The organism is Leptospira barantonii, from assembly GCF_002811925.1.
Lineage (GTDB): Bacteria > Spirochaetota > Leptospiria > Leptospirales > Leptospiraceae > Leptospira > Leptospira barantonii.
This window is the reverse complement of record NZ_NPDS01000010.1, coordinates 151,261-175,538: the sequence shown is the minus strand read 5'-3', so window position 1 is coordinate 175,538 and position 24,278 is coordinate 151,261. Positions and strand designations below refer to the sequence as shown.

General features: G+C 44.4%; 21 protein-coding genes. 12 read left to right on the top strand and 9 right to left on the bottom strand.

Annotated features, from left to right (window positions below):
- Positions 1 to 169: 169 nt before the first annotated feature.
- Complete coding sequence (locus CH367_RS19695) at positions 170 to 2,131, top strand: Lcl C-terminal domain-containing protein (RefSeq protein WP_425268890.1); 1,962 nt, start codon at positions 170 to 172, stop codon at positions 2,129 to 2,131.
- A gap of 19 nt (positions 2,132 to 2,150) precedes the next feature.
- Here CH367_RS19695 and CH367_RS19690 read toward each other — a convergent pair whose 3' ends face one another.
- From CH367_RS19690 to CH367_RS19680, 3 genes are all read right to left on the bottom strand, one after another.
- The gene (locus CH367_RS19690; RefSeq protein ID WP_100764203.1) at positions 2,151 to 2,501 is read right to left on the bottom strand and encodes a HepT-like ribonuclease domain-containing protein; all 351 of its coding nucleotides are present in this window, start codon (positions 2,499 to 2,501) and stop codon (positions 2,151 to 2,153) included.
- Positions 2,491 to 2,790: a nucleotidyltransferase family protein gene (locus CH367_RS19685; protein ID WP_208862017.1), complete on the bottom strand. Its 300-nt coding sequence runs from the start codon at positions 2,788 to 2,790 to the stop codon at positions 2,491 to 2,493. The genes CH367_RS19690 and CH367_RS19685 overlap by 11 nt, the downstream gene beginning before the upstream one ends.
- A 117-nt stretch (positions 2,791 to 2,907) precedes the next feature.
- The gene (locus CH367_RS19680) at positions 2,908 to 4,530 is read right to left on the bottom strand and encodes a long-chain fatty acid--CoA ligase (protein WP_100764202.1); all 1,623 of its coding nucleotides are present in this window, start codon (positions 4,528 to 4,530) and stop codon (positions 2,908 to 2,910) included.
- Positions 4,531 to 4,672: 142 nt separating this feature from the next.
- Here CH367_RS19680 and CH367_RS19675 point away from each other — a divergent pair, with 142 nt between their 5' ends.
- The 4 genes from CH367_RS19675 to CH367_RS19660 are packed head-to-tail and all read left to right on the top strand — an operon-like array spanning position 4,673 to position 9,002.
- Entirely contained in the window at positions 4,673 to 5,866 is a 1,194-nt protein-coding gene (locus tag CH367_RS19675) for an LCP family protein (RefSeq protein ID WP_100764201.1), read from the top strand.
- 6 nt (positions 5,867 to 5,872) lie between these two features.
- Positions 5,873 to 6,244: a ribosome silencing factor gene (gene rsfS / locus CH367_RS19670; protein WP_100764200.1), complete on the top strand. Its 372-nt coding sequence runs from the start codon at positions 5,873 to 5,875 to the stop codon at positions 6,242 to 6,244.
- A 36-nt stretch (positions 6,245 to 6,280) separates the two neighbouring features.
- Positions 6,281 to 7,819 carry an MBOAT family O-acyltransferase gene (locus tag CH367_RS19665; RefSeq protein WP_100764199.1) on the top strand — a complete coding sequence of 513 codons (1,539 nt, stop codon included), beginning with the start codon at positions 6,281 to 6,283 and terminating at the stop codon, positions 7,817 to 7,819.
- Positions 7,797 to 9,002 (top strand): hypothetical protein, encoded by a 1,206-nt coding sequence (locus CH367_RS19660; protein ID WP_100764198.1) that lies wholly within the window; start codon positions 7,797 to 7,799, stop codon positions 9,000 to 9,002. Before CH367_RS19665 ends, CH367_RS19660 begins: the two co-directional genes overlap by 23 nt.
- Positions 9,003 to 9,196: 194 nt before the next feature.
- Here the strand turns inward: CH367_RS19660 and CH367_RS19655 are convergent, their stop codons facing one another.
- On the bottom strand, positions 9,197 to 11,341 hold the full coding sequence (locus tag CH367_RS19655) for a thioredoxin domain-containing protein (protein WP_100764237.1): 2,145 nt from the start codon (positions 11,339 to 11,341) through the stop codon (positions 9,197 to 9,199).
- A gap of 21 nt (positions 11,342 to 11,362) precedes the next feature.
- Here CH367_RS19655 and CH367_RS19650 point away from each other — a divergent pair, with 21 nt between their 5' ends.
- Positions 11,363 to 13,057, top strand: a complete 1,695-nt coding sequence (locus CH367_RS19650; protein ID WP_100764197.1) for a TolC family protein — start codon at positions 11,363 to 11,365, stop codon at positions 13,055 to 13,057.
- Between the two features lie 9 nt (positions 13,058 to 13,066).
- Here CH367_RS19650 and CH367_RS19645 read toward each other — a convergent pair whose 3' ends face one another.
- Both CH367_RS19645 and CH367_RS19640 read right to left on the bottom strand, forming a co-directional pair.
- Positions 13,067 to 13,699 (bottom strand): class I SAM-dependent methyltransferase, encoded by a 633-nt coding sequence (locus tag CH367_RS19645; protein WP_100764196.1) that lies wholly within the window; start codon positions 13,697 to 13,699, stop codon positions 13,067 to 13,069.
- Between the two features lie 37 nt (positions 13,700 to 13,736).
- Positions 13,737 to 14,528, bottom strand: a complete 792-nt coding sequence (locus CH367_RS19640; protein ID WP_100764195.1) for a hypothetical protein — start codon at positions 14,526 to 14,528, stop codon at positions 13,737 to 13,739.
- 110 nt (positions 14,529 to 14,638) lie between these two features.
- On the opposite strand from CH367_RS19640, the gene CH367_RS19635 reads away from it, so the two are divergent.
- The gene (locus CH367_RS19635; RefSeq protein ID WP_100764194.1) at positions 14,639 to 15,067 is read left to right on the top strand and encodes a MarR family winged helix-turn-helix transcriptional regulator; all 429 of its coding nucleotides are present in this window, start codon (positions 14,639 to 14,641) and stop codon (positions 15,065 to 15,067) included.
- 17 nt (positions 15,068 to 15,084) lie between these two features.
- Here CH367_RS19635 and CH367_RS19630 read toward each other — a convergent pair whose 3' ends face one another.
- Positions 15,085 to 16,035: a cytochrome-c peroxidase gene (locus CH367_RS19630; RefSeq protein WP_100764193.1), complete on the bottom strand. Its 951-nt coding sequence runs from the start codon at positions 16,033 to 16,035 to the stop codon at positions 15,085 to 15,087.
- A gap of 216 nt (positions 16,036 to 16,251) precedes the next feature.
- Here CH367_RS19630 and CH367_RS19625 point away from each other — a divergent pair, with 216 nt between their 5' ends.
- The 4 genes from CH367_RS19625 (at position 16,252) to CH367_RS19610 (ending at position 20,270) form a co-directional block, all read left to right on the top strand.
- A complete protein-coding gene (locus CH367_RS19625) occupies positions 16,252 to 17,445 on the top strand; it encodes an NAD(P)/FAD-dependent oxidoreductase (protein WP_165783347.1) in 1,194 nt (397 codons plus the stop codon).
- Between the two features lie 2 nt (positions 17,446 to 17,447).
- Complete coding sequence (locus tag CH367_RS19620) at positions 17,448 to 18,446, top strand: sigma-70 family RNA polymerase sigma factor (protein WP_100764191.1); 999 nt, start codon at positions 17,448 to 17,450, stop codon at positions 18,444 to 18,446.
- A gap of 154 nt (positions 18,447 to 18,600) precedes the next feature.
- The gene (locus CH367_RS19615) at positions 18,601 to 19,452 is read left to right on the top strand and encodes an alpha/beta fold hydrolase (protein WP_100764236.1); all 852 of its coding nucleotides are present in this window, start codon (positions 18,601 to 18,603) and stop codon (positions 19,450 to 19,452) included.
- A gap of 152 nt (positions 19,453 to 19,604) precedes the next feature.
- Positions 19,605 to 20,270, top strand: coding sequence for a Crp/Fnr family transcriptional regulator (locus CH367_RS19610; protein WP_100764190.1), 666 nt, complete (start codon positions 19,605 to 19,607; stop codon positions 20,268 to 20,270).
- A 57-nt stretch (positions 20,271 to 20,327) separates the two neighbouring features.
- On the opposite strand, the gene CH367_RS19605 is transcribed toward CH367_RS19610, so the two are convergent.
- Positions 20,328 to 21,491: an acyl-CoA dehydrogenase family protein gene (locus CH367_RS19605; protein ID WP_002152868.1), complete on the bottom strand. Its 1,164-nt coding sequence runs from the start codon at positions 21,489 to 21,491 to the stop codon at positions 20,328 to 20,330.
- A gap of 278 nt (positions 21,492 to 21,769) precedes the next feature.
- Positions 21,770 to 22,870 carry a CaiB/BaiF CoA transferase family protein gene (locus CH367_RS19595; RefSeq protein ID WP_341865112.1) on the bottom strand — a complete coding sequence of 367 codons (1,101 nt, stop codon included), beginning with the start codon at positions 22,868 to 22,870 and terminating at the stop codon, positions 21,770 to 21,772.
- A gap of 315 nt (positions 22,871 to 23,185) precedes the next feature.
- On the opposite strand from CH367_RS19595, the gene CH367_RS19585 reads away from it, so the two are divergent.
- Positions 23,186 to 24,265 carry an NHL domain-containing protein gene (locus CH367_RS19585; RefSeq protein ID WP_100764187.1) on the top strand — a complete coding sequence of 360 codons (1,080 nt, stop codon included), beginning with the start codon at positions 23,186 to 23,188 and terminating at the stop codon, positions 24,263 to 24,265.
- The last annotated feature ends 13 nt before the right edge of the window (positions 24,266 to 24,278 follow it).

Genomic DNA, 24,278 nt, shown 5'->3' with positions numbered 1-24,278 from the left:
TTAAGCAGACAGTCGTTTCAAAAATCAGGATCAACGGATGAACGTCAGACTTCTTTTTATTTTCGTTTTTCTTTTATCTATTTTTATCGTAGCCGAAACCTCGGCCCAATCCAAGTCCTCAAAAATTTACGTTCATAAACTGGCGGTCGAAGGAAATCTAAACGCGGGATTGGAGAATCGATTTCGAAACGGGATCATCAATTCCGTCCTTAGAAACTTCGAAGGAAAATACACGATCGTAGACGACGAATCCCTCGCCATTCTTTATAAAAAAGTTGCCCTCCTTCAGAAGTTGGATTGTTCCGATGAAATCTGTATGAAACAGATCGCGGACGCAATCGACGCGAACGAAGTGATCTCCGGAAACATCTCCTCGAAAAACGGACTCGTATATGTTTCTCTTCGCAATCAGACAAGAGATTCAAAAACCTTAAACTATTCGATCAAGTCCACGTTTCAAATGGAGTTTCCGGAATTTCTTTTGGATTATTACGCGGGAGAATCCGGTAAAAAACTTTTAGACAATCGTTACAATCTGGATCCGAATCAGATCCCCGCTTCGACAAACGGAAACTTAAGCGTGGCCTTCTTAAAAATCAAACCCGTTCCCGGCACGAACCTAAACTCTATGGAATTCAAAACCTCGGATAAAATCCTCGAAGGAGTTTTGGACGAGGTAAGGGAAGAATTGGACGAGGCCGCAAAACAAAGTCTTTCCAAAGAATTTTCGGAATCCACACAAACATACGATCGAATCCTAAGAGCGTTTAACGATCGTCTTTCGGAAGAATCCCTAAAAAAGTTGGAACCTTTCGTTCGCGAAATCCAATCAAGCATCACGAACAACTACAGTTTGGAATATAAGGAAAAGATAAACGAAGCCGATCAAAATCTTTTCGTAGCGGGACAAGGAAACTCGGAGGATCTGCAAAAACGTCTCGTCGATTATATTTCTCTCGGAGAGGAATATTCTTCCAAGGTTCCCGAAAAACACAAACAACTTCAGATTCAACAAAGCATTCAGGAAAGAAAGGACAAGGTGGAACTGGCCTTGTTTTCTCTAAAGGAAAAAGAGGCGGACCAGGCGTATTCCCGATTCGACTTTTCCCTTTCTTCCAAACTATATGCAAATCTTCTAAAGGAGATTGCGGATAAGAATTCCGTTCCTTACAAATCCATGCGGGAAACGATCGAAAAAAAATCGGAGACCGCGGAAAGAACGGGCCGTTCTCATCTGACCAATCGTTTGGAAACGCTTTATCTTTTGATCGAAAAGGAATTCACCGCGGAAGCTCTGGCCGATACGGAGGATGAAAAGGAAACCCATCAGGTTCGGATTCACGACGCCTTGGCCGACGGAATCGTGACACTCGCCAAATCGGAGTTCGCCGGTCTTTTGCAGTTTGAAAGAATCAAAAAAGAAATCAAACGTGTGAATCAAAAACTGAAGAATCCGATTTCGCTTCAGGAACAGATCGATTCTCTTTTACACGAGGGTTTGGAAACGAGAAACCCGACTCAGATCGTAAACAGTCATCAACTCGGAGCCGACTGGGAAAGTAAAACCGGTCTTTTTTGGGGTTCCGCAAAATCCAAACTCAAGGAAATTCTCGAAACTACTGCGGAGCTCTCCAATCCGAATCGAGAATTTAAAAAACTTTTGAACATTCATTTTCAGGGAGAAACAAATCCGAGTTCTCCGAAAATGGGCGCAAAGTCGAACGTCGACCAGAACGCGAGTTCAAGCTCAAATCCGGGTGCGAGTCAGAATACGTCCAAAAACACATTCCAATCTTTGAATATTCAAAAAACGAATTCCGAAAAGAAACGAATCAAAAGACAATCCTCGTCCAAGGATAAATTTTGGGAGATTTCGGAGGGAAGTTACAATTGGTATCAGGCGAGTCAGATCTGCGACTCCAAGGATCTTCGTCTTCCTACGATCGAGGAGCTCGAGGATTCTTACGAAAACGGAGAAACCGAATCCTGGACCGAAAACGACGCCGATAAACGATATTGGTCTTCGACCGTTTCCGTCGGAGAAAACGGAGCCTACAACCTGGACGTATTCAAGGGAGAAATCCGTTGGGATCACCTCAGCAACTACGCGGGCGTTCGTTGCGTGAGATGATAAGCGAATTGAATATAGATTAGTCGAACATCGTTTTTTCGCGTTCCAGTATCGTAGAGATTTGCAAGTCTAAATTCGGAATCTTATTTTTTACCAAGTCCCAAACGATTTCGTAATCTACGACAAAGTATCCGTGAATCAGTTTATTACGCGTAGCCGATAATTTTTTCCATTCCACCGTCGGATATTTCTTTTTCAACGGATCGGAAAGTTTGTTTGCGGCTTCTCCAATAATCTCAATGCTTCTCGCAAAAGCTCTTTTCATTACTTCATCGGCAAGAAATTGTTCTTGAGTGAAGTTTTCCGATTTTGAAATTAAGAACCCGATTTCACCTTGGATATGATTCAAATACGATAAATCAGATTTCAATCGGAAGAGCCTCTGCGAGTATCGAGCCTTTCATCTCACCGGTTAAGGAATCCTCGGTCAGAAGATCCACAGGAGTCCGCAAAATGTCTTCCAAACGAAAGGACAAATTCATAAAATTATCGAAGTTTTTTTTTCCGGAATGGAATTTTACAAGGATATCAATATCGCTTGTTTCTTGGTTGTCCTTTCTTGCAACGGAGCCGAACAAAAAAAGTTTTTCAACGCCTAACTCGACGAGCTCTTCTTTATATGAGGAAAGCGCTTGTTGAACTTGAGAGGAAGTAATCATCGTATCGATCCGTTACGTTATTTTGCTTTTTTCAAAATGATCCGTCAAGGCAAATTGAAATAGGACGTTTCAATCGCCGCAACTTCCTCTTAAAATAAACTTCTTCTAAGATCGACTTCAAGAATGTTTAGCCATTCCCGCACGCAAAACCTTCTTGTCGAACTTACCCACGCTCGTTTTCGGAATCGCGTCGATCAGACGAATGTCGTCTTGATGAGGCACTTGCCAGTTCGCAAAATTCTCCCTAAGAATTTCAAGAACGGATTTTTTATCCACGGTTTCACCTTCCTTTGCGACCACAAACACGACCGGAACTTCTCCACGTATTTCGTCGGGTTTGGCGACCACCGCGGCTTCCAAAACACCGGGAGCTTTTAAAACATAACCTTCCATCTCGACGCTGGAAATCCATTCTCCCCTTGTTTTGATCAGATCCTTTTTGCGATCCGTGATTTGAACATAACCATGCGCATCGATCGTAATCACGTCTCCGGTTCTAAACCAACCGTCTGAAGTAAACGATTCTCGGCTTGGATTTCCGTAATAGGAAGAAGCGATCCAAGGTCCTCTTACGATCATCTCTCCCGGAGTTTTTCCGTCCTTTGGAATTTCCTTTCCCTGATCGTCGATTCCTCTGAGTTCCACACCGGCGACAGCGGGTCCTTGTTTGGAAAGAATATGCAATTTTTCTAATTCGTTTAAGTCCTTCATCGTCGTTTTGAGTCTGCACACCGTTCCGACCGGCGACAACTCCGTCATTCCCCACGCGTGGAGAATGTGAATTCCAAAATCGTTTTTGAATCCTTCGATCATGGATTGGGGCGCCGCCGATCCTCCGACGATCATCGTATGAAGATTGCTTAGGTTGTAGGAATTCTTTTTCAGATGTTGGTAGAGTACGTTCCAAATCGTGGGAACTCCTGCGGCCATACTCACCTTCTCTTGTTCCAAAAGGGAAGCAAGCCCGTGACCCAAAAGATGTTTTCCCGGAAACACAAGAATCGCTCCGGTCATCACACAACCGAACGGAATTCCCCAGGCGTTCGCGTGAAACATCGGAACCACGGGAAGAATCGTTTCCTTCTCGCAAACCCCGAGACTATCGGACATACAGATCGACATACTGTGCAGATAGATCGAACGATGACTGTATACGACTCCCTTCGGATTTCCGGTCGTTCCCGATGTGTAACACATTCCCGCGGCCGAATTTTCGTCTAACTCGGGTAAGGCGACATCCGGATTTCCATTCTGAATTAGAATTTCATAATCTACTAAATCCGGCAAAGGCGCGGATTCCATCGCCTCGAGATCGTCCATCAGAACGAACTTCGGTTTCTTTTTAAACTGAGGAAGCAGATCGTAAAGAATCTTACTCAAACTTTTATCCACGAAGATCACGGAATCTTCCGCGTCGTTTACGATATACACGAGTTGTTCCGGAAAAAGTCTGACGTTCAACGTGTGAAGAACGGCACCCATCGAAGGAGCCGCAAAATAAACTTCCAAGTGCCGATAATGATTCATCCCAAACGTCGCGACCCGATCCCCCGGTTTGATCCCGAGTTTTTGCAAAGAATCGATCAGCTTTTTAACACGAACCGAAAATTCTCCGTACGTATAACGGTGCATCGATTCGTCGTTCATCTTCGTTACGATTTCTTTTTCGGGATGAACCTCGGAAGCTCTTCTTAAAATGGCGGGAACGGTTAGTTGATAATTCATCATCGTTGATTTCACTTGATTCTCCCGGGCAAAGGCCGATTGGATTTAAAACGTAAGAATGGATTTTTAGGAAGTTTTCAATCTTCGTCAATAAAAGTTCGATCGTACGCGATTCGATTCTCCGCTTTGAAACGAAAAACATTCGGAAAATAACCGTTTGACAGTCAGGTTTTCCGGTTTGAAATGGAATCGGAGCGCACGTTTGGATTCAAAAGAACCTTCTAAAAAAACAACCGGCTGGCCGCTTTATATCGCCGCGGGTATTCTCTTATTTTCCGCACTTATCTTTCTGATTAGCAAATTCAATCGAACCGGTTTGGAAGAAAAAATCGCGGCCGGTAAACCGATCTATTTTTTATTTCATGCTCTCGGCGATAACGAAGAATACGAATTCGGCGTTTTGGCAACCTTGTTTCCTTCGAACAATCGTTGCGCGTTATATTTTATTCATCCGATCACATCGTTCGACGATCCGGACGATTCCTTGGATCTTTTGAAATCGGGGGCCAAGTCCTCCGTGAAAAGCGCGGTCACCGATTTGATCGGAGCCAAGCCGCATTATACGATTTCTCTTACCGCATCCAATTGGATTCGTATCGTGGATCTTCTCGGAGGTTTGAGCGTTTATACGGATAACAAAACCGTACGCAATTCTTCCGAATACAACCGTGAACCGGGCGTTTATACGATGTCCGGTCAAGACGTGTACGACTACGCGAGTAAGATGGATAAAAAAGAAACCTTGGATTACTTGGAAAGAATCAGCCGTCAAGAAAGCGCGGTGCTTACTTTGTATGAAACTCTTTCCCAAAGAAAAGAATTCTTAACCACTCCTCTTCTGATCTTCGCTCACAGTCTGATCGAATCCGATCTTTCCAAAGAGGATTTTGTAAGTCTTGTTAAGTTCGCCAATTCCAGAAGAATTCAATTCGGCATTTCGGAACTTCCGGGTGAACCGTCTAACGACCCTAAGACGAAAAAACTTTATCTGAAGACCGATATAGCGAGAGCCAGAGTTGCGTTTCGCAAATTCTCCAAGGACATGAACTCCGATGTTTTTATGGACGCGGAATTCGCAAGAACCGAAGTGTTGAACGGAACCGAAGTAGCGGGTCTTGCAAAGGACGTTCGCAGTATTCTTTCCGATAAAAGAATCAAGGTTCTCGCCGCGGACAACGCTTGGAAAAAAGGATTTCCTAAAACAGTGGTCATCGATCGTTCCGGAAACACGGCGATCATGGACCGCATATCGACAGTATTAGAAAAAGCAGAAGTACATCACGTACTGAGAAAGGATCTTGGCCTCGACGCGACCGTCGTGGTCGGCTCCGATTACGAACCGAGAAAATAAAGATTCATGACCCCCGCTCCCAAACAAAACCCAACAACCAAAGAAATTCTTCAGATCATCCACGACATCATGGTGGATAAAAAATGTGAAGAAGTCAGCATTCTAAACTTAGAAGGTGTGAATAGCTATCTAAGTTACTTCGTCATCTGCACCGTCAACTCGGCCGTTCAAGCGAACGCAGTCGCAAGAGAAGTCAGAAAAACATTAAAAGAATATAAACTAGCGCACAAGGAAGCGGATAAAACCGGAACCTCAGCGAACTCGGGTTGGACACTTTTAGATTTCGGCGAAATCATCATTCATATCATGACTCCCGAAAAAAGAGAATATTATAATCTAGACAGACTCTGGCGAGACGCCAAGAGAATGGAACTCTAAAGGAGAAACCGTTCCTTTCGGATCGGTCCGTCGATCATGATCTTTAACTCTGCGGTCTTTATTTATTTCTTTCTAATCGTTTTGGCGGTTTGTTATTTTTTCGCCGCAAGAAAAACGTCTACCAACATTCAGAATATTTTTCTTCTGATCGCGTCTTATACGTTCTACGGCTGGTGGGACTGGATCTTTTTGATTCTAATCATCTTCGTTTCCGTTTCGAACTTCTACATCGCTCTTCTCATAGAACAAAAAGAATCCAACAAGATCCGAGGATGGCTTTTGTTCTTAGCGATCGTGATCGATATGGGGATGCTCGGCTTTTTCAAATATTATAATTTTTTTATAGAGAATCTAAGCGTCGCGGTCAAAACCTCGGCCGGTCTTTTCGGAGTGGAAGATCCGACCTTGTTTCAGGACGCGACTTTTTTACAGATCATTCTCCCGGTGGGAATCAGCTTTTTTACGTTTCAAACGCTTTCTTACGTGATCGACGTTTATTATCGCAAACTCAAAGCGGAAACGAACCTGATCGATTTCTCTTTGTTCGTTTGTTTTTTTCCGCAGTTGGTCGCGGGTCCAATCGAAAGAGCCGGAGATCTTCTTCCTCAGATCAAGGAAGACAGAAAGATCAACTTGGATCTTTTTTACAAGGGTTGTCTTTTGATTCTCGTGGGTTTTTATATGAAAACCTACGTCGCGGACAACCTCGCCGAACTCGTAAACCTCGTTTTTCTCGACAATCCTTTGATCTATAAGGCGAATCCGGATTTAGCGGGCGGGCATTCCGCGATTCATATCATTCTTTCGTTTTTGGCGTTTTTCTTTCAGATCTACTGCGACTTTGCGGGATATTCTTATATTGCAAGAGGTTCCGCGTTTTTACTCGGATTCAATCTGAGCGAGAACTTCATTACGCCCGAGTTCAGCGTGAATTTTCGAGAACTGTTCCGCAGATGGCACGTTACGCTCAACCGATGGTTCACGGATTACGTATACATCCCGTTAGGCGGAAGCAAGGTAAGCAGACTTTACAATTTTAGAAACTTGTTCATCATCTTCGGTCTTTCGGGAATTTGGCACGGTGCAAGTTGGAACTTCGCGTTCTGGGGACTTGCCTGCGGTCTTTACATCGTTCTTTATATGATCTTCAAGGAACCGTTCGAAAAGTTGAAACTCTCCGCAAAAAGTGCGTTTCCTTTTTTAAATCACGCGTTCTTTACGAAGGGATTCTTTTTCTGGTCCTGTTTTTTCACCACGTTTATGTTCGCGATGACGTCCATCTTCTTCAGAAGTTACGACGGTCAACACGCGAGAATTCTTTTGGCGAGTATCTTCGAAAACTTTTTCACGCTCAAAGGTCCGAACGATCAGATCAGCATCGCCAATTATTTCACGGAAATCATCAAGGTTATCGGGCCTCTCCTCCTCTGGGATTATTTCCACTATAAGAACAATTCAGCTTTCTTTATATTCGAAAAACCTGCAGTAATCCGAATTCTTACGTATCTGTTTTTCTTTTACTGCATAGTTCTAAAAGGTGTGTTCGGCAAAAATGTCATTTACTTCGCTTTTTAAGAATAAAGTCGTTTTAATCCTTCTCGGAATCGTGGTTGCGATCGAGCTTACGGCTCGGTTCACGGAAATCTATTTTTACGAACATACCGAAGTTTTTCTGGTAAACAACGTCCGTAAGAATATGGAATCCGGAGCCTTGAACTACGACGGATTGATCTTCGGGGATTCCAGAAGTATGTCCTTGGTTCCCTCTTCCTCGTCCAAGGTTTATAACTTTAGCCTTCCCGCTATGGGAGCGCGTTATTATACGCATTATCTTTCCAAATATCTAAAAGCCGGAAATAAAAAACCGGAATTCATCCTTTTCGCGTCCAGCCCCGGACTTATCACAAGAGGTTACGGAGAACCGATCATCGATCCTACTTTGATCCAATACGTAAAACCGAATATGAGTCTTTCTGAATATTTGGTGAACCGTTTCGTTTCCGGTTTAACGTATAAGAATTTCGTAATGGAAAGCGCTCCGGCGACCATGCAAAAAACAGTTTCCGAAATCAACTGGAAGTTTTTTTCGCACAGGATTCTCCATTTGTTTTCCATGAGAGAAATGGTGGAACAATACAAGGGACCCGAACTTTTATACGTCCTTTCCGCTTCGATCCCGAACGCATTCTCCACATACAGATACAGAAAGGCGTTATTAAACGTTTTCTCATACGAAAACTACAAACCCGAAGAAGCGAAGATGAAACTCGACTGCGGTTGTGACGAACTTTATACTCCTCAGTGTATGCCGCCCGAAAGTAATTTCCGAGATAACAAATGGATTTCGGAGAAGTTGAATTTTCAGAACGGGGGACTCAATATCTCCGACCGGATGAAACCGCAACACGCCATTCTTTATCAGATGAGTCAGGACAAACTCAAAGACGAGGTATTGGCTCCTTACAAAACGGAACCTTCTTTCGACTTTTCCGCGTTCGAGGATTTTTTAAATTACACACGGGATCAAAACATCCAGGTTTATTATATCGTAATGCCTTTTCCGGATTATATAGAACCCACGAACTATTTTTCGAAATTCTGGAAAGCGTTCGAACCTTTGAAAACGAAGTATCCGCATCTGAAGGTTCTTCAGTTTGAAAAACAGTTTATGAAATCTGAATATTACTCGGATCAAATCCATCTCAACTGTCAAGGCGCCAAAGCCACAAACGAGATGTTTCACAAACTCGGATATTGAAGCGCGCACTTTGTCGGAACTCCGACAATTCGATCGTGATCGCGAGGCGGCCCCCACCCGCATTGGGTGGAGGTGGCGGGTTTGTGGGAAAACTCCCGCAATTCTCCTCTAACAGAAAAATCGCATCCTGTCAAACGCGATTCGACCCTCGGCCTTGTCGGAACTCCGACAAAGCGCCTGCAAAATTGAATTTACTACTCGAGAAACTTTTCCAAATCGGCAACGTTGTCCACGGGAAGTTTGCACGCAAAGTTTTCACAAACATACACGAGCGCGCCTCCCCCGCTGTCTCTTGCCTCAAAAAGAGAAGAAAGTTTTCTCGCTTCCTCGAGTTCGTCCTCGTTTACGACGGCAACCACCGAGTTCGGTAAAAACTTCTTACCGATCGCGGACAAAAGATCCTTACCCGCTTCTCCATTCTTACGAATCAAAACGATTTCTTTCGAATGATGTTTATAAGTCCAATACGCGGAAAGAAGGAACGGATAACTCAAAGCGTGTGTGGACAATTCTTTCGTAAAATACAAAAAGATGGATTCCGCAATTTCGCGATAGCGATCCGAGTGAACACCGAGCAAGGATAACTTCACCAAAGAATACGCAAGAGAACTGTTCGCAGAAGGTTCCACACCGTCGTAACCGTCCACGCTTCTTCTCAAAAGAACTTCTCCGTCCGATCCGGTGTCAAAAAACACACCCGCAGGAGAACGGAACAAACGAATCGACTCTTCCATCCAAAGGACCGCGTTTTTCAGATAACGAATTCCTCGACCCGCTTCGAACAACGCGATCGAAGCCGCGATCATCTCCGCGTAATCATTCGAATATCCTAATATACCGGATTCTCCGTCTCGGAATCTTCGTAAGATTCTTCCGTTTGAATCGATCAGATTTTTTTCTATAAAAGAATACGTTTCTTCCGCGAGAACCAAAAATTCTTCCCTTTGAAACGCGGAACCGGCCTTGACAAGAGCCTTGATATAAAGACCGTTCCAAGAAGTAAGAATCTTATCATCGCGCAAGGGACGAATCCGTTTGCTTCTTCTTTCCAAAAGTTTTTTTCTGCCTCTTTCCAAGGCCGCGTCGATGCGCTTCAATTCCTCAGAGTCGAGTTTCGCGACCGCGCTTCGATAACTTTCATGAAGAATATTCTTCTCTTCGAAGTTTCCCTTCTCGGTAACGTTCCAAAATTTTTCGAGCAAGGAAGAATCTTCGCCGCAGACTTCCCTGAATTCCGCGAGATCCCAGATATAAAAAAGTCCTTCTTCTCCTTCCGAGTCGGCGTCTTCCGCGCTACAGATTCCACCTCCTGGAATTCTCATGTCCCGATGTAGATAATCGATCACGTCCAATGCGAACGACTCCGCGGGAATCTTTTTGGAAACCTGAGAATATTCCACAAGGCTTTCCAAAAACAAAGAATTGTCATAGAGCATCTTCTCAAAGTGAGGAACCAACCAGTGATGATCGGTGGAATAACGGCAAAGACCGCCCCCGACCTGATCGTAAATTCCGCCTTGTTTCATCGCTAAAAGCGTGTTTTCGGCCATTTCCAGCGCACGGGGATTTCCGGAAGAATGATGATATCGAAGCAAAAACGAAAGCCCCATGCTCGGAGGAAATTTATTGACATGATTCGTTTTAAAGCCGCCGAACTGAGGATCGTAATAACTTTCGTAAAGGGAATATCCCGCATCGAAGCTATTCTCCGCAGGAAAACCTGCCTCTTGTTTTTCGTTCGCGCGTCCTTCTCCGGATTCTTTCAGATATTGCGAAAGTTCCGTGGAAGCCGTGATCAGTTCCTGACGTTTCGTGCTCCACACACCCTGAATCACATTCAAAACTTCTAAAAAGCTCTTTCTTCCGTATCGCGGCTCGGGCGGAAAATACGTTCCTCCGGTGATCGGTTTGCCGTCCGGAGTCAAAAACATATTGAGCGGCCAACCTCCCTGCTGATCCATCGCGTGCAACGCGTCCATAAAAATTCGATCGATATCGGGCCGTTCTTCCCGATCCACCTTGATCGAAACGTAATGAGAATTTAGATAATCCGCAATGGTTTGATTTTCAAAGGATTCTCTCTCCATCACGTGGCACCAATGACATGTCGCATAACCTATCGATAAGAATATGAGTTTGTCCTGATCCCTTGCTTTGGTTAAGGCTTCCTCACCCCATGGAAACCAGTCCACAGGGTTGTACGCATGTTGTTGGAGATAAGGACTTTTCTCTTGAAGGAGACGATTGGGATTATGTGAATGTAAATTCATTGAATTGTTCTCTTTTAGACCCGTAAAATTCATTTTTCGATTTGTAAAAAACTTCCTGCATTCAACCATGTCCATTAAGTAGGCACTTACATGGATCTCAAAAAGGAAAGGACTCGCGGAAAATTCAGAAATCTTCTCATTTTCGGAACCATCCTTTTTGTAGCAACGCAACCTATAATCGGTGAGGACATTTTACCGGAAGAGGCCGTTTTGGAAGAGGAAAAAAAATCTTCCGAAGGGAACCTAAGCGATTCGAGAAGGGTACTGCGTTTAACTCTTCGTGAAGCGGTCAATCACGTCCTCGAAAAAAACATCACGATCCAAAACGCAAAGATGGAATACGTAAAAGCCGACGGAACGGAACTCAAAAACGAGTCTCAGTTCACTTGGAATCTCATAGGCGGGATCACGGTCTTTAAAACGAATCTTCCCAACAACCGAAACAACGTCTTTGCCGGACAAAAACAAAGTCAGGACAAACTCAGCGTCGGTGTTGAAAAGAATTTCAGAACCGGAACCTACGCAAAGTTCGAAGCAAGCACTACCCGTTTCGATACAAGCGCGTTTGAAAACCCGCAAACCACTCCGTCAAACCTGACTTTTCTTGCGATTCCTCCGCAGTACACAAGTGCGCTTACGATCACTTTAAGCCAGGAACTTCTCAAATATAGCTTTGGGAAAACTCAGAAAGACAAAGACGCAATCATCAGACAAAATACGGTTATCAAAAGGGAAGAATTGATCTATACTCTTTCCCAACTCGTGGTTCAAACCCTCGTTCAATACTGGAGTTTGAATATCTACGATTCCAACGTGAAAACCTTGGAAGAATTGCAATCCAACACAAAAAACATCCGCGACCTTACCGCAAGAAAACGCAACCTCGGTCTTTCAGAAAATTTTGAAGTGAATCTTTGGAGTTCCATTCTTTCCCAAACCGCGGGGAACTTGGAAAAGGCGAAGGTTTCCCGTAAGGAAGCGGAAAGAAACCTGATTCGTATTTTAAACGCGGATCCAACTTCCAAAATCGAAGGTGTTACCGATCTTCAAGAAGAGGTTCCTGCGGACTTCGAAGTGGAAAAGGATTATCTATTCGCTTTGGATCATAGAACCGATCTGAAGAATCTTCGCAAACAAAGGGAAATCGCAGAACTCAATCTGAGAATCAAAGAAGCCGAAGACATGCCTTCGTTGAAAGTATCGGGAGCTTATTCCACGAGAGGTCAGAACATCGTTTCTCCTCAACAGAACATTTCCGATACGAACCGAGGAATCGCTTCCTTTAAATATCCGGAAGCTTACGCCGCATTCCAATTTTCTTATCCTCTTTGGGACAAGGGAATCAAGGCCGATATTCGAAACGCCAAATTGGATGTGGAGAATTTAGAAAAGAAAGAAGCCGAACTCAAACTGAGCATCAAAGAAGAATTGTCGAACCGTTATGCGGCCATTGTCGCGGATAAGGATCTTTTTGAAGGCGCAAAAAAGAGAAGGGAAGAAGCAAGTAAATACTACAGGGGTCTTTCCGAACGTTTTCGTCAGGGTAGATTCACGGCGGTCGCAGTTAAGGCCGCTTTGGACAACGTGATTCAATCCGAACTCCAAGTGACTCAATCCAAGATTCAGTTGAACATCGACATTCTTCGTTACGAACTCGCTAAGAATCATATCTTCGAAAAATTCGGCGTCAACGTAAACGATATCATCGATCGTTTGATGAAGATGGCGGACCCCGCACTGCTTCAAAGCGCGGCATCCGCCTCGAACACTTCCGAACAAAAATAAATTTCTTTATTACTTAGTCGCAATCCCGTATATATGGGGTCGGATCGGTAAAAAAATCGTAGAGAGCGAACTCCTTTCGATTTTCAAATTCGAAAACTCCGCGTTCTGCAGAGTTTGATACGTATCTCGGTTCAGACGACATCCCTCAAAAAACCAAAGCCAAGGTTTAAAGACGATCTTTTGAATCCATTCTATCCAGGATCCGTGCTCCGCCGCAACGTGTTCCAAAAAAACGAACTTTCCTCCCGCTTTCAAAACACGTTTGATTTCTTTCAAAACTTGATCCGGTTTTTCAACGGTGCAAAGAACCAAACTGCAAACCACTGCGTCCACGGAAGAATCCGCAAACGGAAGTTTTTCCGCGGATAGGTTTACCAGTTCGATTTTGACGGAATACTTCTCCGAATTCTTTTTCAAAAGAGAATGCATTCCTGCGTTCGGTTCTACGGCCAATAAAGTTGTACCGGGTTTGAAGTATCTCAGGTTGGAACCAACTCCCGGACCCAACTCTACGATCTTATCCGGTAAGTTTTCAAAAAGTTTTCTTTTGATGCTCCGGTATTTGTAATGTAAATATCCCTGCATGGTTTGAAAAAAGTAAGCGTTTACTAAGCTCAAGGTAGGCGTTTTTTGGACACACATGATCAGTCCCTCGTTTGATTTTGATTATATTCAATTTTTATAATTCTTTTTGATTGTCCGGATTCCAGTTTCCGGGAACCATCCACAATGCTTCCGAATACGCCACACATTTGCGGTCGTCGATTCTGTAGATCGCCGTTCCGGCGATTCTTTGTCTGCGATTCCTTCCGATCTCCCAGGCTTGAATCGCGTACGGAACTTCGGGAAATATACTTTCCAAAAGTCGTCCCCGCAATTTTACCAATACGATCAAGGTCGGTTCCACATAAGAAGCCGCGAAACCTCCGGGACAATCCAGAGCGGCCCATACGATCTCATCGCGAATCTTTCCGTCCGTTCCGCTCAAATCCTTCCAAGGATTCCAAAACGCGCCGTGCAGATGTGTAAACCCGACCTGATCCGATATCTTCGCGGGAAAAATTCTCATCCCGTCCTTGTGATTCCGATTCGGACCGCATACGAAACAGGTTGGAAACGGATGTTTGTGAAAACCCAGGTATTCCTGTTCCGGATTTTGAATTCCTTCCAACGACGAAGAATTCAACTCTGGAACATCCATATAAAATTCTGAATCTTCCTTTGCGTCCGCGATGACCGAGTTCGTTCCCTTACTCAATAATTTAATTCCGCTTCCGCTCGGGTCCCGAGAATAATACAAGGTTTCGTTCAACGGAGCCGGCGCCCTAATTTTGATAACAACCGCGTTGTTCTCGATTCGATTGGCCGTAATACCCGCGACGTATCCCCCGTTTCCGCTCTTGGGAGGCCCGTTGTATTTTTCGTTGATCTCAATACTTTCAAAGTTAGAAATGGATGAAGTTTGTTTCATAAATATTTGTCTATAACTCGATCGGGATCGGTCAACGTATTTGATTCGAAGAAGAATCTCCGATGTCGGTATTTGCTTTTGGTACAAAGCATTTTTAGGAGCCGTGTTGTATGAGCGCGCAACCCGAAAAGATCGTACACTTACTCTCCGGAATCTCGGAAAGAATCTTCTTCAGCCTTTCTTTGAGTTATGAAAAAGAAGGGTATAAGGATATAAGCCCTACACAAGGAGCCGTTCTCTGCGCCTTACGAAATAAAATTCCGGAGTCGATGACTTCCATCTCGAAAAAAGTTTTTAGGGATCGATCCACGGTCACACAAATCGTCAAACGATTGGTCGCCAACGGTTACGTGGAACGTTTTAAGAATGTACAGGATTCTAGGATTTCGGAAATCGTCTTAACGGAAAAAGGAAAGGCCGCGAGATCCGCGGTGGTTCGCTCCTCCAGAAAAATGTTCACGAGGATCTATAAACATACGACCTTTGAAGAAAGAAGAATCCTGATCGCGCTTTTGGAAAAAATAGATTCGGGAAGTTGAGAAACGAGTCTCCTATATTATGCCTTTGGAATTTTAGGCATTTCTAATGGATGAGATTCCCCTTCCAGAGATTTCAAAAACTCGATCAGATCCTTCTTTTCCACTTCCGTAATCGTGGAAGGTTTCAAAAGAGGATCTTCGATGGAACCTCTGGAACCGCCTTTTACGAAATGATCTACGACGTCTTCTAATTTCGTAAACTTTCCGTTGTGCATGAATTCATTCTTCTTACTCACGTCGCGTAAGCTCGGGGTTCTTATCTTTTGTTCGATTCCGCTCAAACCCGTGGTGTGTTTTTCCGAATCCGAAAAATTCGGGCCTTTATGACATTGAGAACATTTTGCCTTGTTCATAAAAACGTCCAGGCCGCGTTTCTGCGCGGGTGAAAGCGCTGATTCTTCCCCCATCACATAACGATCGAATTTGGAATTCTTGGATACGATCGTTCTTTCGAACGCGGAGATCGCCTTAACGATTCGGTCCATCGTGATGCCGGGAGATCCGAAGGACTTCTCGAAAAGTTCTCTGTACTCGGGAACCTGATTGAGTCTTGCGACGATCGTCTTTTCGTCCTTCAACATCACCGCGGTGTGAACTCTTTCCTTTACGATATCTTCGAGATCGTTCGCTTGAGGATCGGAGAATACGTCCTTATACAAACCTACGTTCGTCAAAGATGGGGCCGGAGAATTGTGGATCTTGTTTCTCGGCGCTGAATTTTTTTCCGAGTTTTGAATTTCCACGGAATGACAGATGGCGCAGTTCGTATCTCCTTTGAGAGAAAGTCGCTTATCAAAATAGAGAAGTTTTCCCAATTCCACCTTGTCCTTATTGTAAGGATTGTTGTTGGGATGAATTACGTTTTTTACTACGAAACCTTCCAGTTCCGTTTTTTGAACGGGTTCCTTGCAAGCGCCGAAGGCTACAAGGAGAGAGATGAGAAACAAAATGGACAAAATCCTAAACATGTGGACCATCCTGGGTCAATGGTTCGAACGACGGGCTCTTCTGTCAATTCGAATTTAGAACAATTCTAATTACATATTCATAGACACCGATCCATAGAGAGGTGGATGCTGAGTTACCCCGCCGATTCGAAGTGGGTTTCAAGAAAGAAAAAATTTACGAGTTTCTGTCACGGGAAAATTCCCAGCCGCGTCTTCCTTACAGACAGGGAGGCAAACATGTCACAAGGTAAAACAGTTTTGATCGCAGGCGGAGGTTACGCGGGAATCGTCGCGGCCAATCGTCTTGTCAGAAAAAAACTTCCGTTAGAGATCGTTTTAGTCACCGCTCAGGAACAATTTCAGGAAAGAATCCGCAATCACCAACTGCTCGCGGGAACTCTCAAAAGAACCTATTCGGTAAGATCCTTATTGCATAAAAAAGTAAAACTCGTGATCGAAAGAATCGCGAAAATCGAACCGGAATCGAAACGGGTCGTTTTAGAAAACGGATCGGAACTCGGTTACGATCATTTGATTTATTCGTTGGGGGTTCACGGATCCAAAGTCGAAACAAGCGGAGATTCTTACGTTGGAGTTTCGGACGTGGAAGCGTGCGCTACAATGCACGAAAGAATCAAACAAAACGAATCCGCAAGAATCACGGTTCTCGGAGCGGGCCTGAGCGGAATCGAAACAGCCGCGGAGCTTTCCAAAGTATTTCCGAAGTCGATCGTAACCTTAGTGGACTCGAACGCGTTCGGGAAAGGTTTTTCGGACGATGGCAAAAACAAAATGATCGGATTTTTCTCCGATAACAATGTTAGAATATTAGAAAATACGAAAATTATAAAATACGCGGATAAAAAACTTCTCACAGCGAACGGAGGAGAAATCGGCCACGACTTCTGTATATTGGCGAACGGTTTAGCCGCGTCCAAGGTCGGAGGCGCTTCGGGTTTAAGAACCAATCCGATCGGGCAGGTTTACGTAAATCAATTCCTGGAAGTGGAAGACCACCCCGAAATCATCGGCGCGGGCGACTGCGTTCAAGTTGTCTCAAGCGGTTACGATCATCTGAGAATGGCTTGTGCAACCGCGCTTCCTATGGGAGTTTATGCGGCGGAAAGACTTTCCCACAAACTCGGAATCGATTCTAAAAAAGGAAAAATCCCATTCTCCCTGGCGTATCTCGGAAGAAACGTAAGTCTTGGAAGAGAGGACGGGGTCATTCAAGAATCAAACCCGGACGATTCCCCCACGAATAAAATCTGGACCGCAAAAAGTGCGAAGTGGATCAAGGAACTGATTTGTAAATTTACGATCCTCTCCTTTCGATTTGAAAAATCGTTCGATTTTTATTTCTGGAAATCCTTTCCTGAAAACAAGGAAGAATTCGCAAGCGGAACCCTCGCGGCGGAAACGGAGAAATAATCTTGGACAGACTCGGGCAATTTTTAGAACACAAGTCTCTCGTTTTCGGAATCGCGTATCGTATGACCGGAAGCGTAAACGACGCGGAAGACATCGTTCAAGAATCCTTTCTTCGCTGGGAGAAATCCGTCTCCACGGAAATCCGATCGCCGAAAGCGTTCTTATCCACGATTGCAACGCGTCTGTCCTTGGACACTCTTCGTAAGGTGAAGAATAAACGCGAAACGTACATCGGGCCTTGGTTGCCCGAACCGATTCCCACTTCGCCGGAAATGGAAGAGCCGGATCCGGAAACCTTGGATCTGGCCTTCCTCCATCTATTAGAAAAATTGAATCCGATAGAAAGAGCGGTTTTTATTCTTCGGGAATCTTTCGATCTGGATTACAAAATCATTTCGGAAGCGATCGGAAAAACGCAGGAGAATTGTAGACAAACTCTCAAAAGAGCCAAGGACGCGCTCAAGTCCGGAAGAAAAAAATATTCTCCCGATAAGGAAGCGAAAAGAAAACTACTTCATAACTTCTTATTGGCTTCGGCCAAAGGACAACCGGAACTTCTTCTTCCATTTTTCAAAGAGGAAATCGTTCTTTGGTCGGATGGCGGGGGTAAGGTTCATGCCGCGAGAATTCCCCTTCTCGGAAAAGAAAGAGTGGCGGCGTTTCTCATTAGGACTTCCAGAAATCCGATCTTTACAGATACGGAATTTTACTTTACCGAAAGCAACGGAGCCGAAAGTCTTCTTGTTTACAAGGATAACAAGCCGATTTATCTCAGAAGTTTCTTGATGGACGAGAACGGAATCAATTCCATCTATACGATGTTAAACGACGATAAACTCCAGGCTTATCGAAACAAACAGGAACTCTTGGACAAAAAGATCATCGTTCCTTTGGAATTCTTTCTTTTGTTTCCTAAGTCTTCGATTCAAAACCCGACTCCTCCCGTTTGGACCAAACCTCTTTTTAAATTGGTTCACTGGGCGATCACCCGTAAAAAGTAGATTATCATAGGATAATCGCATTCTCGGTGCGAAGAAGGCTCGCAGTATTGACATTTTCTGTTCTCTAATACAAACTCTGGTTATGAAAAATTGTACCCGCATCTTAACCGTATTGTACATCGGATGGATCGTCGCATGTTCGGGAGGACAGGAAATGCAAACCGTAATCGAAGAACCGAAAACTCAAAGCGAGGAAAAACCCACGGGTTTTATTCCGACTCGAATGGGCCGCATCGCGTATTGGATTCATGGAAAAGGAGACAACACCCTGATGCTTCTTCATTCCGCCGGACCGGGTCACGAACACAGAGACTTCGAAGCGATCGTTCCTACATTAGCGGAATTGCATAGAGTTATCAGCATCGATTGGCCCGGACACGGAAAATCGGATTCCCCGGTTCCTTTCGATTCCGCGTCGGCGGTGGAATTCGCGAACGTTCTTCCGGAGGTTATGGAGAAACTCGCGCCTCAGGGAGCGGTTTTGGTGGGAAATTCTCTCGGAGGTTTCGCTTCCATGAATCTCGCATTAGAAAAACCGAATTTAGTAAAAGGTTTGATCCTTGTGGACACGGGCGGTCTAAACGATCCGGATTTTAAGTCGAGAATTTTCGTAAAACTAATGAGCACTCTTTGGTTCACCGGAGCGACTTGGAATTCCTTTCCGAACTATTACATCAAAGTGGAAAACGATTACACAAAATCCATTCTCCATAGAATCGAAGAAAAGAAATCCGTGGAAGGTTCCAAAAACATAAGAGCCGCGATCTGGAAAAGTTTCGGAGACGAAAGACACGACCTCAGGGAAAAAGTTTCCAAAATCTCCGCACCCACCCTCATCGTATGGGGAGAAAGCGATCCGGTGATCGTTCCCGAGCTCGGAACCAAACTTCACGAAAAGATCAAAGGCTCCAAACTCGTGTTTTTAAAAACGGGTCACGTTCCGTTTGCGGAAGATCCGAAAGGATTTTTGGCCGCGATGATTCCATTTTTAAAATCGATTCGTTAAAAAGAATCAAACGCCACACTTACGTAAATTTGAATGTTTATACCGGCCCCGACCGTAAACGAGAACAAGGGCCGGTTCTTTTTGGAAAATTCTTTCCAAGATCATACCCAATATGATTTGCAAAAATTCGACGATCGATTTCACTACTGCGAGTGGCAGAATATCCAGTCGTGGAAAACAGTCCGGAATGGTGGACGATTTATGAAAAGGTGAATTCCATCTCTCCGATTCCGAAAGAGGTTTGGACCCAAGCAAAACTCGTCTACACCGTGAAAGAACTTTCCTACGGAGATTTTTTAATCCGACAAGGAAAAATTCCTACCGAGTTTGCGTTCGTATTCTCCGGCGTTCTCCGAGAATATTATCTCACGCCGGACGGAACCGAGTACATCAAAAGTTTCAACTTCCCGGGAGAATTCACCGGTTCCTATTTTGATCTTCTTTTAAAACAACCTTCTACTTGCAACATACGAGCGATCACCGATTGTAAACTCGCCGTCGCGAACTTCTCTCATCTAACTCAGTTATACGAAACTCATATCGCTTGGGAACATTTGGGAAGAATCGTCGCGGAAAATCTTTTTTTGAAAAAGGCCAGAAGAGAATACGAACTGCTCGCTTTGAATGCGGAAGAAAGATACGAACTTTTAAAGAAGAATCATCCGAACATAGAGGATGTCATTCCTCAATATCATATCGCTTCTTATCTCGGAATCACTCCAGTTTCACTCAGTCGAATCCGTTCCGGTAAATCGAAAAAAGAAAAGAAGAACGATCAAACCTCGACTAGGTCCGCCGATTCAATCGATCCAAAATAAAAAAGGCGCCGGTCTTACGACCAAGCGCCTTTGAAAATCCGAACAAGATCGGTTTTCTTATTTTGCGGAAGCCGCCTCGCGGATCACATAAGCCGCGATTTCGTTCTTTTGAATCTGAGTAGTTCCTTCGAAGATACAAAGAATCTTCGCGTCTCTCATCAGTTTTTCAACAGGATATTCTTTTGTGTAACCGTATCCGCCGAAAATTTGAACCGCATCCAGAGCGCATTTCATTGCGGTTTCGGAAGCGTGAGCTTTTGCGATCGCGGAATACTTTGGAAGTCTTGGATCCTCGGCATCGGACATTCTCGCCGCAAGATAAGTCACTTGGCGGGAAGTTTCAAGACCGATAGACATATCCGCAAGCATGTGTTGAACCGCTTGGAAGCTGGAGATCTTAGATCCGAACTGCTCTCTTTGTCTTGCGTATTTGGAAGCGTAGTCAAGAGCCGCTTGAGCGACACCCACTCCCATAGCCGCAACGTAAGGACGAGAAGCGTTCAGAGTTTGAAGTGCGTAAATAAATCCTAAGTTTTCTTTTCCGATCATGTTCGCTTCTTCAACGGCACAATCTTCGAAAATGATCTGACGAGTATCGGATGCGCGGATTCCGAGTTTGTCTTCTTTTTTACCGACGGTCAAACCGGGAGTGTCTCTCTTAACGTAGAAACAGCTAACTCCTCTGGTTCCTCTTCCTTTATCGGTGTATGCAAATACAGTATAAGCTCCAGCGCTACCGCCACCGGTGATCCACTGTTTAGTTCCGTTGATGACCCACTTGTCGCCTTTTTTAACGGCGGTAGTGCTCATACCGGGAACGTCCGATCCTGCGCCAGGCTCGGAAAGACAGAAAGATACTCCGTATTCTCCGTCAACGACCGGTTGTAACCATTTCTTCTTTTGCTCGTGAGAAGCTCCCTTCAAAATAGGAAGGATTCCAAGACCGGTGTAACCGAAACAAAGAGAAATTCCGAGGCATCCTCTGGAAAGTTCTTCAGTTACAAGGCACTGCTCAACAGAACCGAGTCCCCAACCGCCGTATTCTTCGGGGATGGTCAAACCGTTGACTCCGAGTTCTTTTCTCATACGATTGATGAGTTCTTCGGGATGTTTATTTTCTTCGTCCCAGTGGATTGCGACTTCGTGTGTGATTTCTTTCTTCACGAAATTGCGGATCTGGTCCCTGATTTCGAGCTGTTGTTCAGTAAATTCCTGGTACATCGGTTTTTCCCTTTTTGCGAGAGTGTTCTGATCCTACTTTTTTTTTTACGGCGATTAGATCAAACCAAAATATGGGGGAAAAATCATAAGTCTCGCTTGTTTTTCAGCTTTTTTATTCATTCTAAATTTAGAATTTAGATACCTATAATGAACCTCTTCGAAACGAAAGCGTATCTATATGATTCTTATCATATTCAAAGAACGAACGTTCTGTTTGGACTTCCAACGCTTTCGATTTCGGAAAAATATTTCGGTGTCTTAAATGTTTCAAAGTTAAATCAGATCACTTTTTCCTTTTTCATCGTTTCGATTTCCTCCTCCGTATAACCCAAAGAAGCGTAAATCGACGCATTATGTTCCCCGTGTTTTGGCGGTTCCAAACGATATGTGACCGGCGTTTCGGAGAATGGAAAGGGCGCTCCGAACTGAAAGTAGTCCCCGTATTCCGGATGTTTTTTATCGAGGATCATTCCTCTTTCTTTGAGAACCGGATCTTGGCTCACCTCTTCCATCGTTTTCACGGGTGTGAGGCAGGAATCTTCGTTTTCGAAAAGAACATTCAAATCTTCTAATGTTTTTGAGGCGAAATACGAGGTAAGAATCTCCTTCCATTTGCCGAAATTCTTTTCTTCCGCCGGGAATTCCTCCAAGTGTTTGTCCAGTCCCGATTGACGAAGAAACGTCTTGAAGAACATGTCCTCAAGAGCGCCTAACGCGACCCATCTTCCTTCCTTGGTCTGATAAACATTATAATTCGGTAATTTACCCGAAAGAAGTTCGTTCCCGCCTTCCGGATTTTTCCCGGTGGCGGCGTATATTCCTCCGTATAAGGAAAGAAAAGGAAGGGAAGAATCCATCATCGACACGGCGATCTTTTGTCCTTTTCCGGTTTTTTCCCTCGCATACAATGCCGCGAGAATGGAAGACAATGCGGTCATCGTTCCACCGCCTATGTCCGCGAGCTGAAAGCCCGGGATCTGCGGAGTTTTCCCGGTTTGGGAAAGAACACCCGATAAGGAAAGATAGTTCACGTCGTGTCCCGCGAAGTCCCTGTATTTTCCTTCGGTTCCGTAGCCGTAAATTCCGCAATAGATCAATCTCGGAAATTTTTCCTTGAGATCGTCGTAACCGAGTCCCATCTTGGAAAGTCCGTCCGGTCTGAATCCTTCCAGAAGTATATCAGCATCTTCTAATAGTTTAAAAAGAATTTCCTTGGATTTTTCCTTTTTCAGATTGAGCGTGATCGCCTTTTTATTTCGGTTTAACATAAGGAACAAAGACGGTGCGCCGTTCGCTTTTTTAAACATCACGCGGGTCGCGTCCATGGCTCTTGGATTTTCGATCTTGATCACGTCCGCTCCCATATCTCCCAAATACATGGAGCAAAGCGGCCCGGGAAGAAGCAGACTTAAGTCGATTACTTTTACTCCGGAAAGTGGACCTTTGTTCATCGGATGACAACCTCTCAAAGAAGAATCTTTGCCCATAGAGACGAAAAGATCAAATTGAGATACCTTTTTTTATCTCCGTTCAGGAGAAACCGATCGTGGAAAACGCCAGACCGAGGACGTTTCAAAACGGAATCCGCTCCTTGGATCGTTTGCAATTTTTGTAAAAAAGAAATTTCCAATTCGATTTTTCCTATCGTTTTTAATCGCGAACGTTTATGCTGTATTTGTTTCAGGAAGGCATTCATGTTTTATAAAATTCTTCCCTCAATCCTTATCTTCATTTCTTGCAATACTTCTAAGATCTACAACCCGAGTATCTTTATGAGCCAGGCCTGGACGGAAAACACGATCTTGGATTGTATTCTTAAGGAATGTTATCTTTGTACTTTAAAACTCACCAAAAATCCGGTCGTCACGGTGTTTACGGGAACCGGAACCGCTTCCAGCGTAGACGGAAGCATATCGACCGCGACGTTCCAAAACCCTTTCGGAATCGAATTGGATTCGTTCGGAAACATTTACGTTTCGGAACAAACCGTAAACAAGATTCGTAAGATCATTCCTTCAAGCAATATCGTCACCACTCTGAGCACCAGCTTTACGTTAGGCGATCCCGCAGGCATCAAATACGACCCCGTCACCGGAGACAAATACGTTTCCTGTAAAAGTAGCGCGCAAGTCTATAAGATCGATGCACAAGATCAATTCACTTTGTTCGCCGGAAGCCCGGGAGGTACGGCGGGCCTTCAAAACGGAGACAACTCAGGCGCGTTGTTCAACGGGCCCTTCTTTATGGATTTCGATCGTGAAAGAAATTTATATCTAGGAGAACTCGGCAATCACGACATTCGAAAATTCAATCTGAACTTTCTATCGGTCAGCACGTTATCCGGAAGTTCGTTAGGTTATCAAGACGGAAGCGTTTTGACCGCCCTGTTCAAATCTCCATTAGGAATCGCTTATGATCGAAAAAACAACAGCATCTTAGCCGCGGACATTCAAGATCATAGAATTCGAAAAATCGATTTGAACACTTCGACGGTTTCCACACTTTTAGGAACGGGAACGGGGGCAAGCGTGGACGGCAGAGGTACGAGTGCGTCTTTCAACGGACCGGCTCATATCGCCATGGACAACAACGGAGTTATGTTCGTTTCGGATTCCAGTTCGAACGTGATTCGTATCGTGGATGAGTTCTTAAACGTCACTACGATTTCCCATACGTTCGCCGCGATCGGCGCGGTTAAGATCGATTGTGCGAATCAAAGACTTCTTGTCGCGGATTCCACCGCGAACAAAATCTTTCAAGTTACGTTTCAGTAGACGTTCGCGGATC

What these genes read in the sequence shown, in the direction of transcription:
- CH367_RS19585 (WP_100764187.1), top strand. Translation starts at nt 23,186, where the DNA reads ATGTTTTATAAAATTCTTCCCTCAATCCTTATCTTCATTTCTTGCAAT.
- CH367_RS19625 (WP_165783347.1), top strand. Translation starts at nt 16,252, where the DNA reads ATGTCACAAGGTAAAACAGTTTTGATCGCAGGCGGAGGTTACGCGGGA.
- CH367_RS19665 (WP_100764199.1), top strand. Translation starts at nt 6,281, where the DNA reads ATGATCTTTAACTCTGCGGTCTTTATTTATTTCTTTCTAATCGTTTTG.
- CH367_RS19615 (WP_100764236.1), top strand. Translation starts at nt 18,601, where the DNA reads ATGCAAACCGTAATCGAAGAACCGAAAACTCAAAGCGAGGAAAAACCC.
- CH367_RS19635 (WP_100764194.1), top strand. Translation starts at nt 14,639, where the DNA reads ATGAGCGCGCAACCCGAAAAGATCGTACACTTACTCTCCGGAATCTCG.
- CH367_RS19630 (WP_100764193.1), bottom strand. Translation starts at nt 16,035, where the DNA reads ATGTTTAGGATTTTGTCCATTTTGTTTCTCATCTCTCTCCTTGTAGCC.
- CH367_RS19605 (WP_002152868.1), bottom strand. Translation starts at nt 21,491, where the DNA reads ATGTACCAGGAATTTACTGAACAACAGCTCGAAATCAGGGACCAGATC.
- CH367_RS19660 (WP_100764198.1), top strand. Translation starts at nt 7,797, where the DNA reads ATGTCATTTACTTCGCTTTTTAAGAATAAAGTCGTTTTAATCCTTCTC.
- CH367_RS19685 (WP_208862017.1), bottom strand. Translation starts at nt 2,790, where the DNA reads ATGATTACTTCCTCTCAAGTTCAACAAGCGCTTTCCTCATATAAAGAA.
- CH367_RS19640 (WP_100764195.1), bottom strand. Translation starts at nt 14,528, where the DNA reads ATGAAACAAACTTCATCCATTTCTAACTTTGAAAGTATTGAGATCAAC.
- CH367_RS19655 (WP_100764237.1), bottom strand. Translation starts at nt 11,341, where the DNA reads ATGGTTGAATGCAGGAAGTTTTTTACAAATCGAAAAATGAATTTTACG.
- CH367_RS19645 (WP_100764196.1), bottom strand. Translation starts at nt 13,699, where the DNA reads ATGTGTGTCCAAAAAACGCCTACCTTGAGCTTAGTAAACGCTTACTTT.
- CH367_RS19650 (WP_100764197.1), top strand. Translation starts at nt 11,363, where the DNA reads ATGGATCTCAAAAAGGAAAGGACTCGCGGAAAATTCAGAAATCTTCTC.
- rsfS (WP_100764200.1), top strand. Translation starts at nt 5,873, where the DNA reads ATGACCCCCGCTCCCAAACAAAACCCAACAACCAAAGAAATTCTTCAG.
- CH367_RS19595 (WP_341865112.1), bottom strand. Translation starts at nt 22,870, where the DNA reads ATGTATTTGGGAGATATGGGAGCGGACGTGATCAAGATCGAAAATCCA.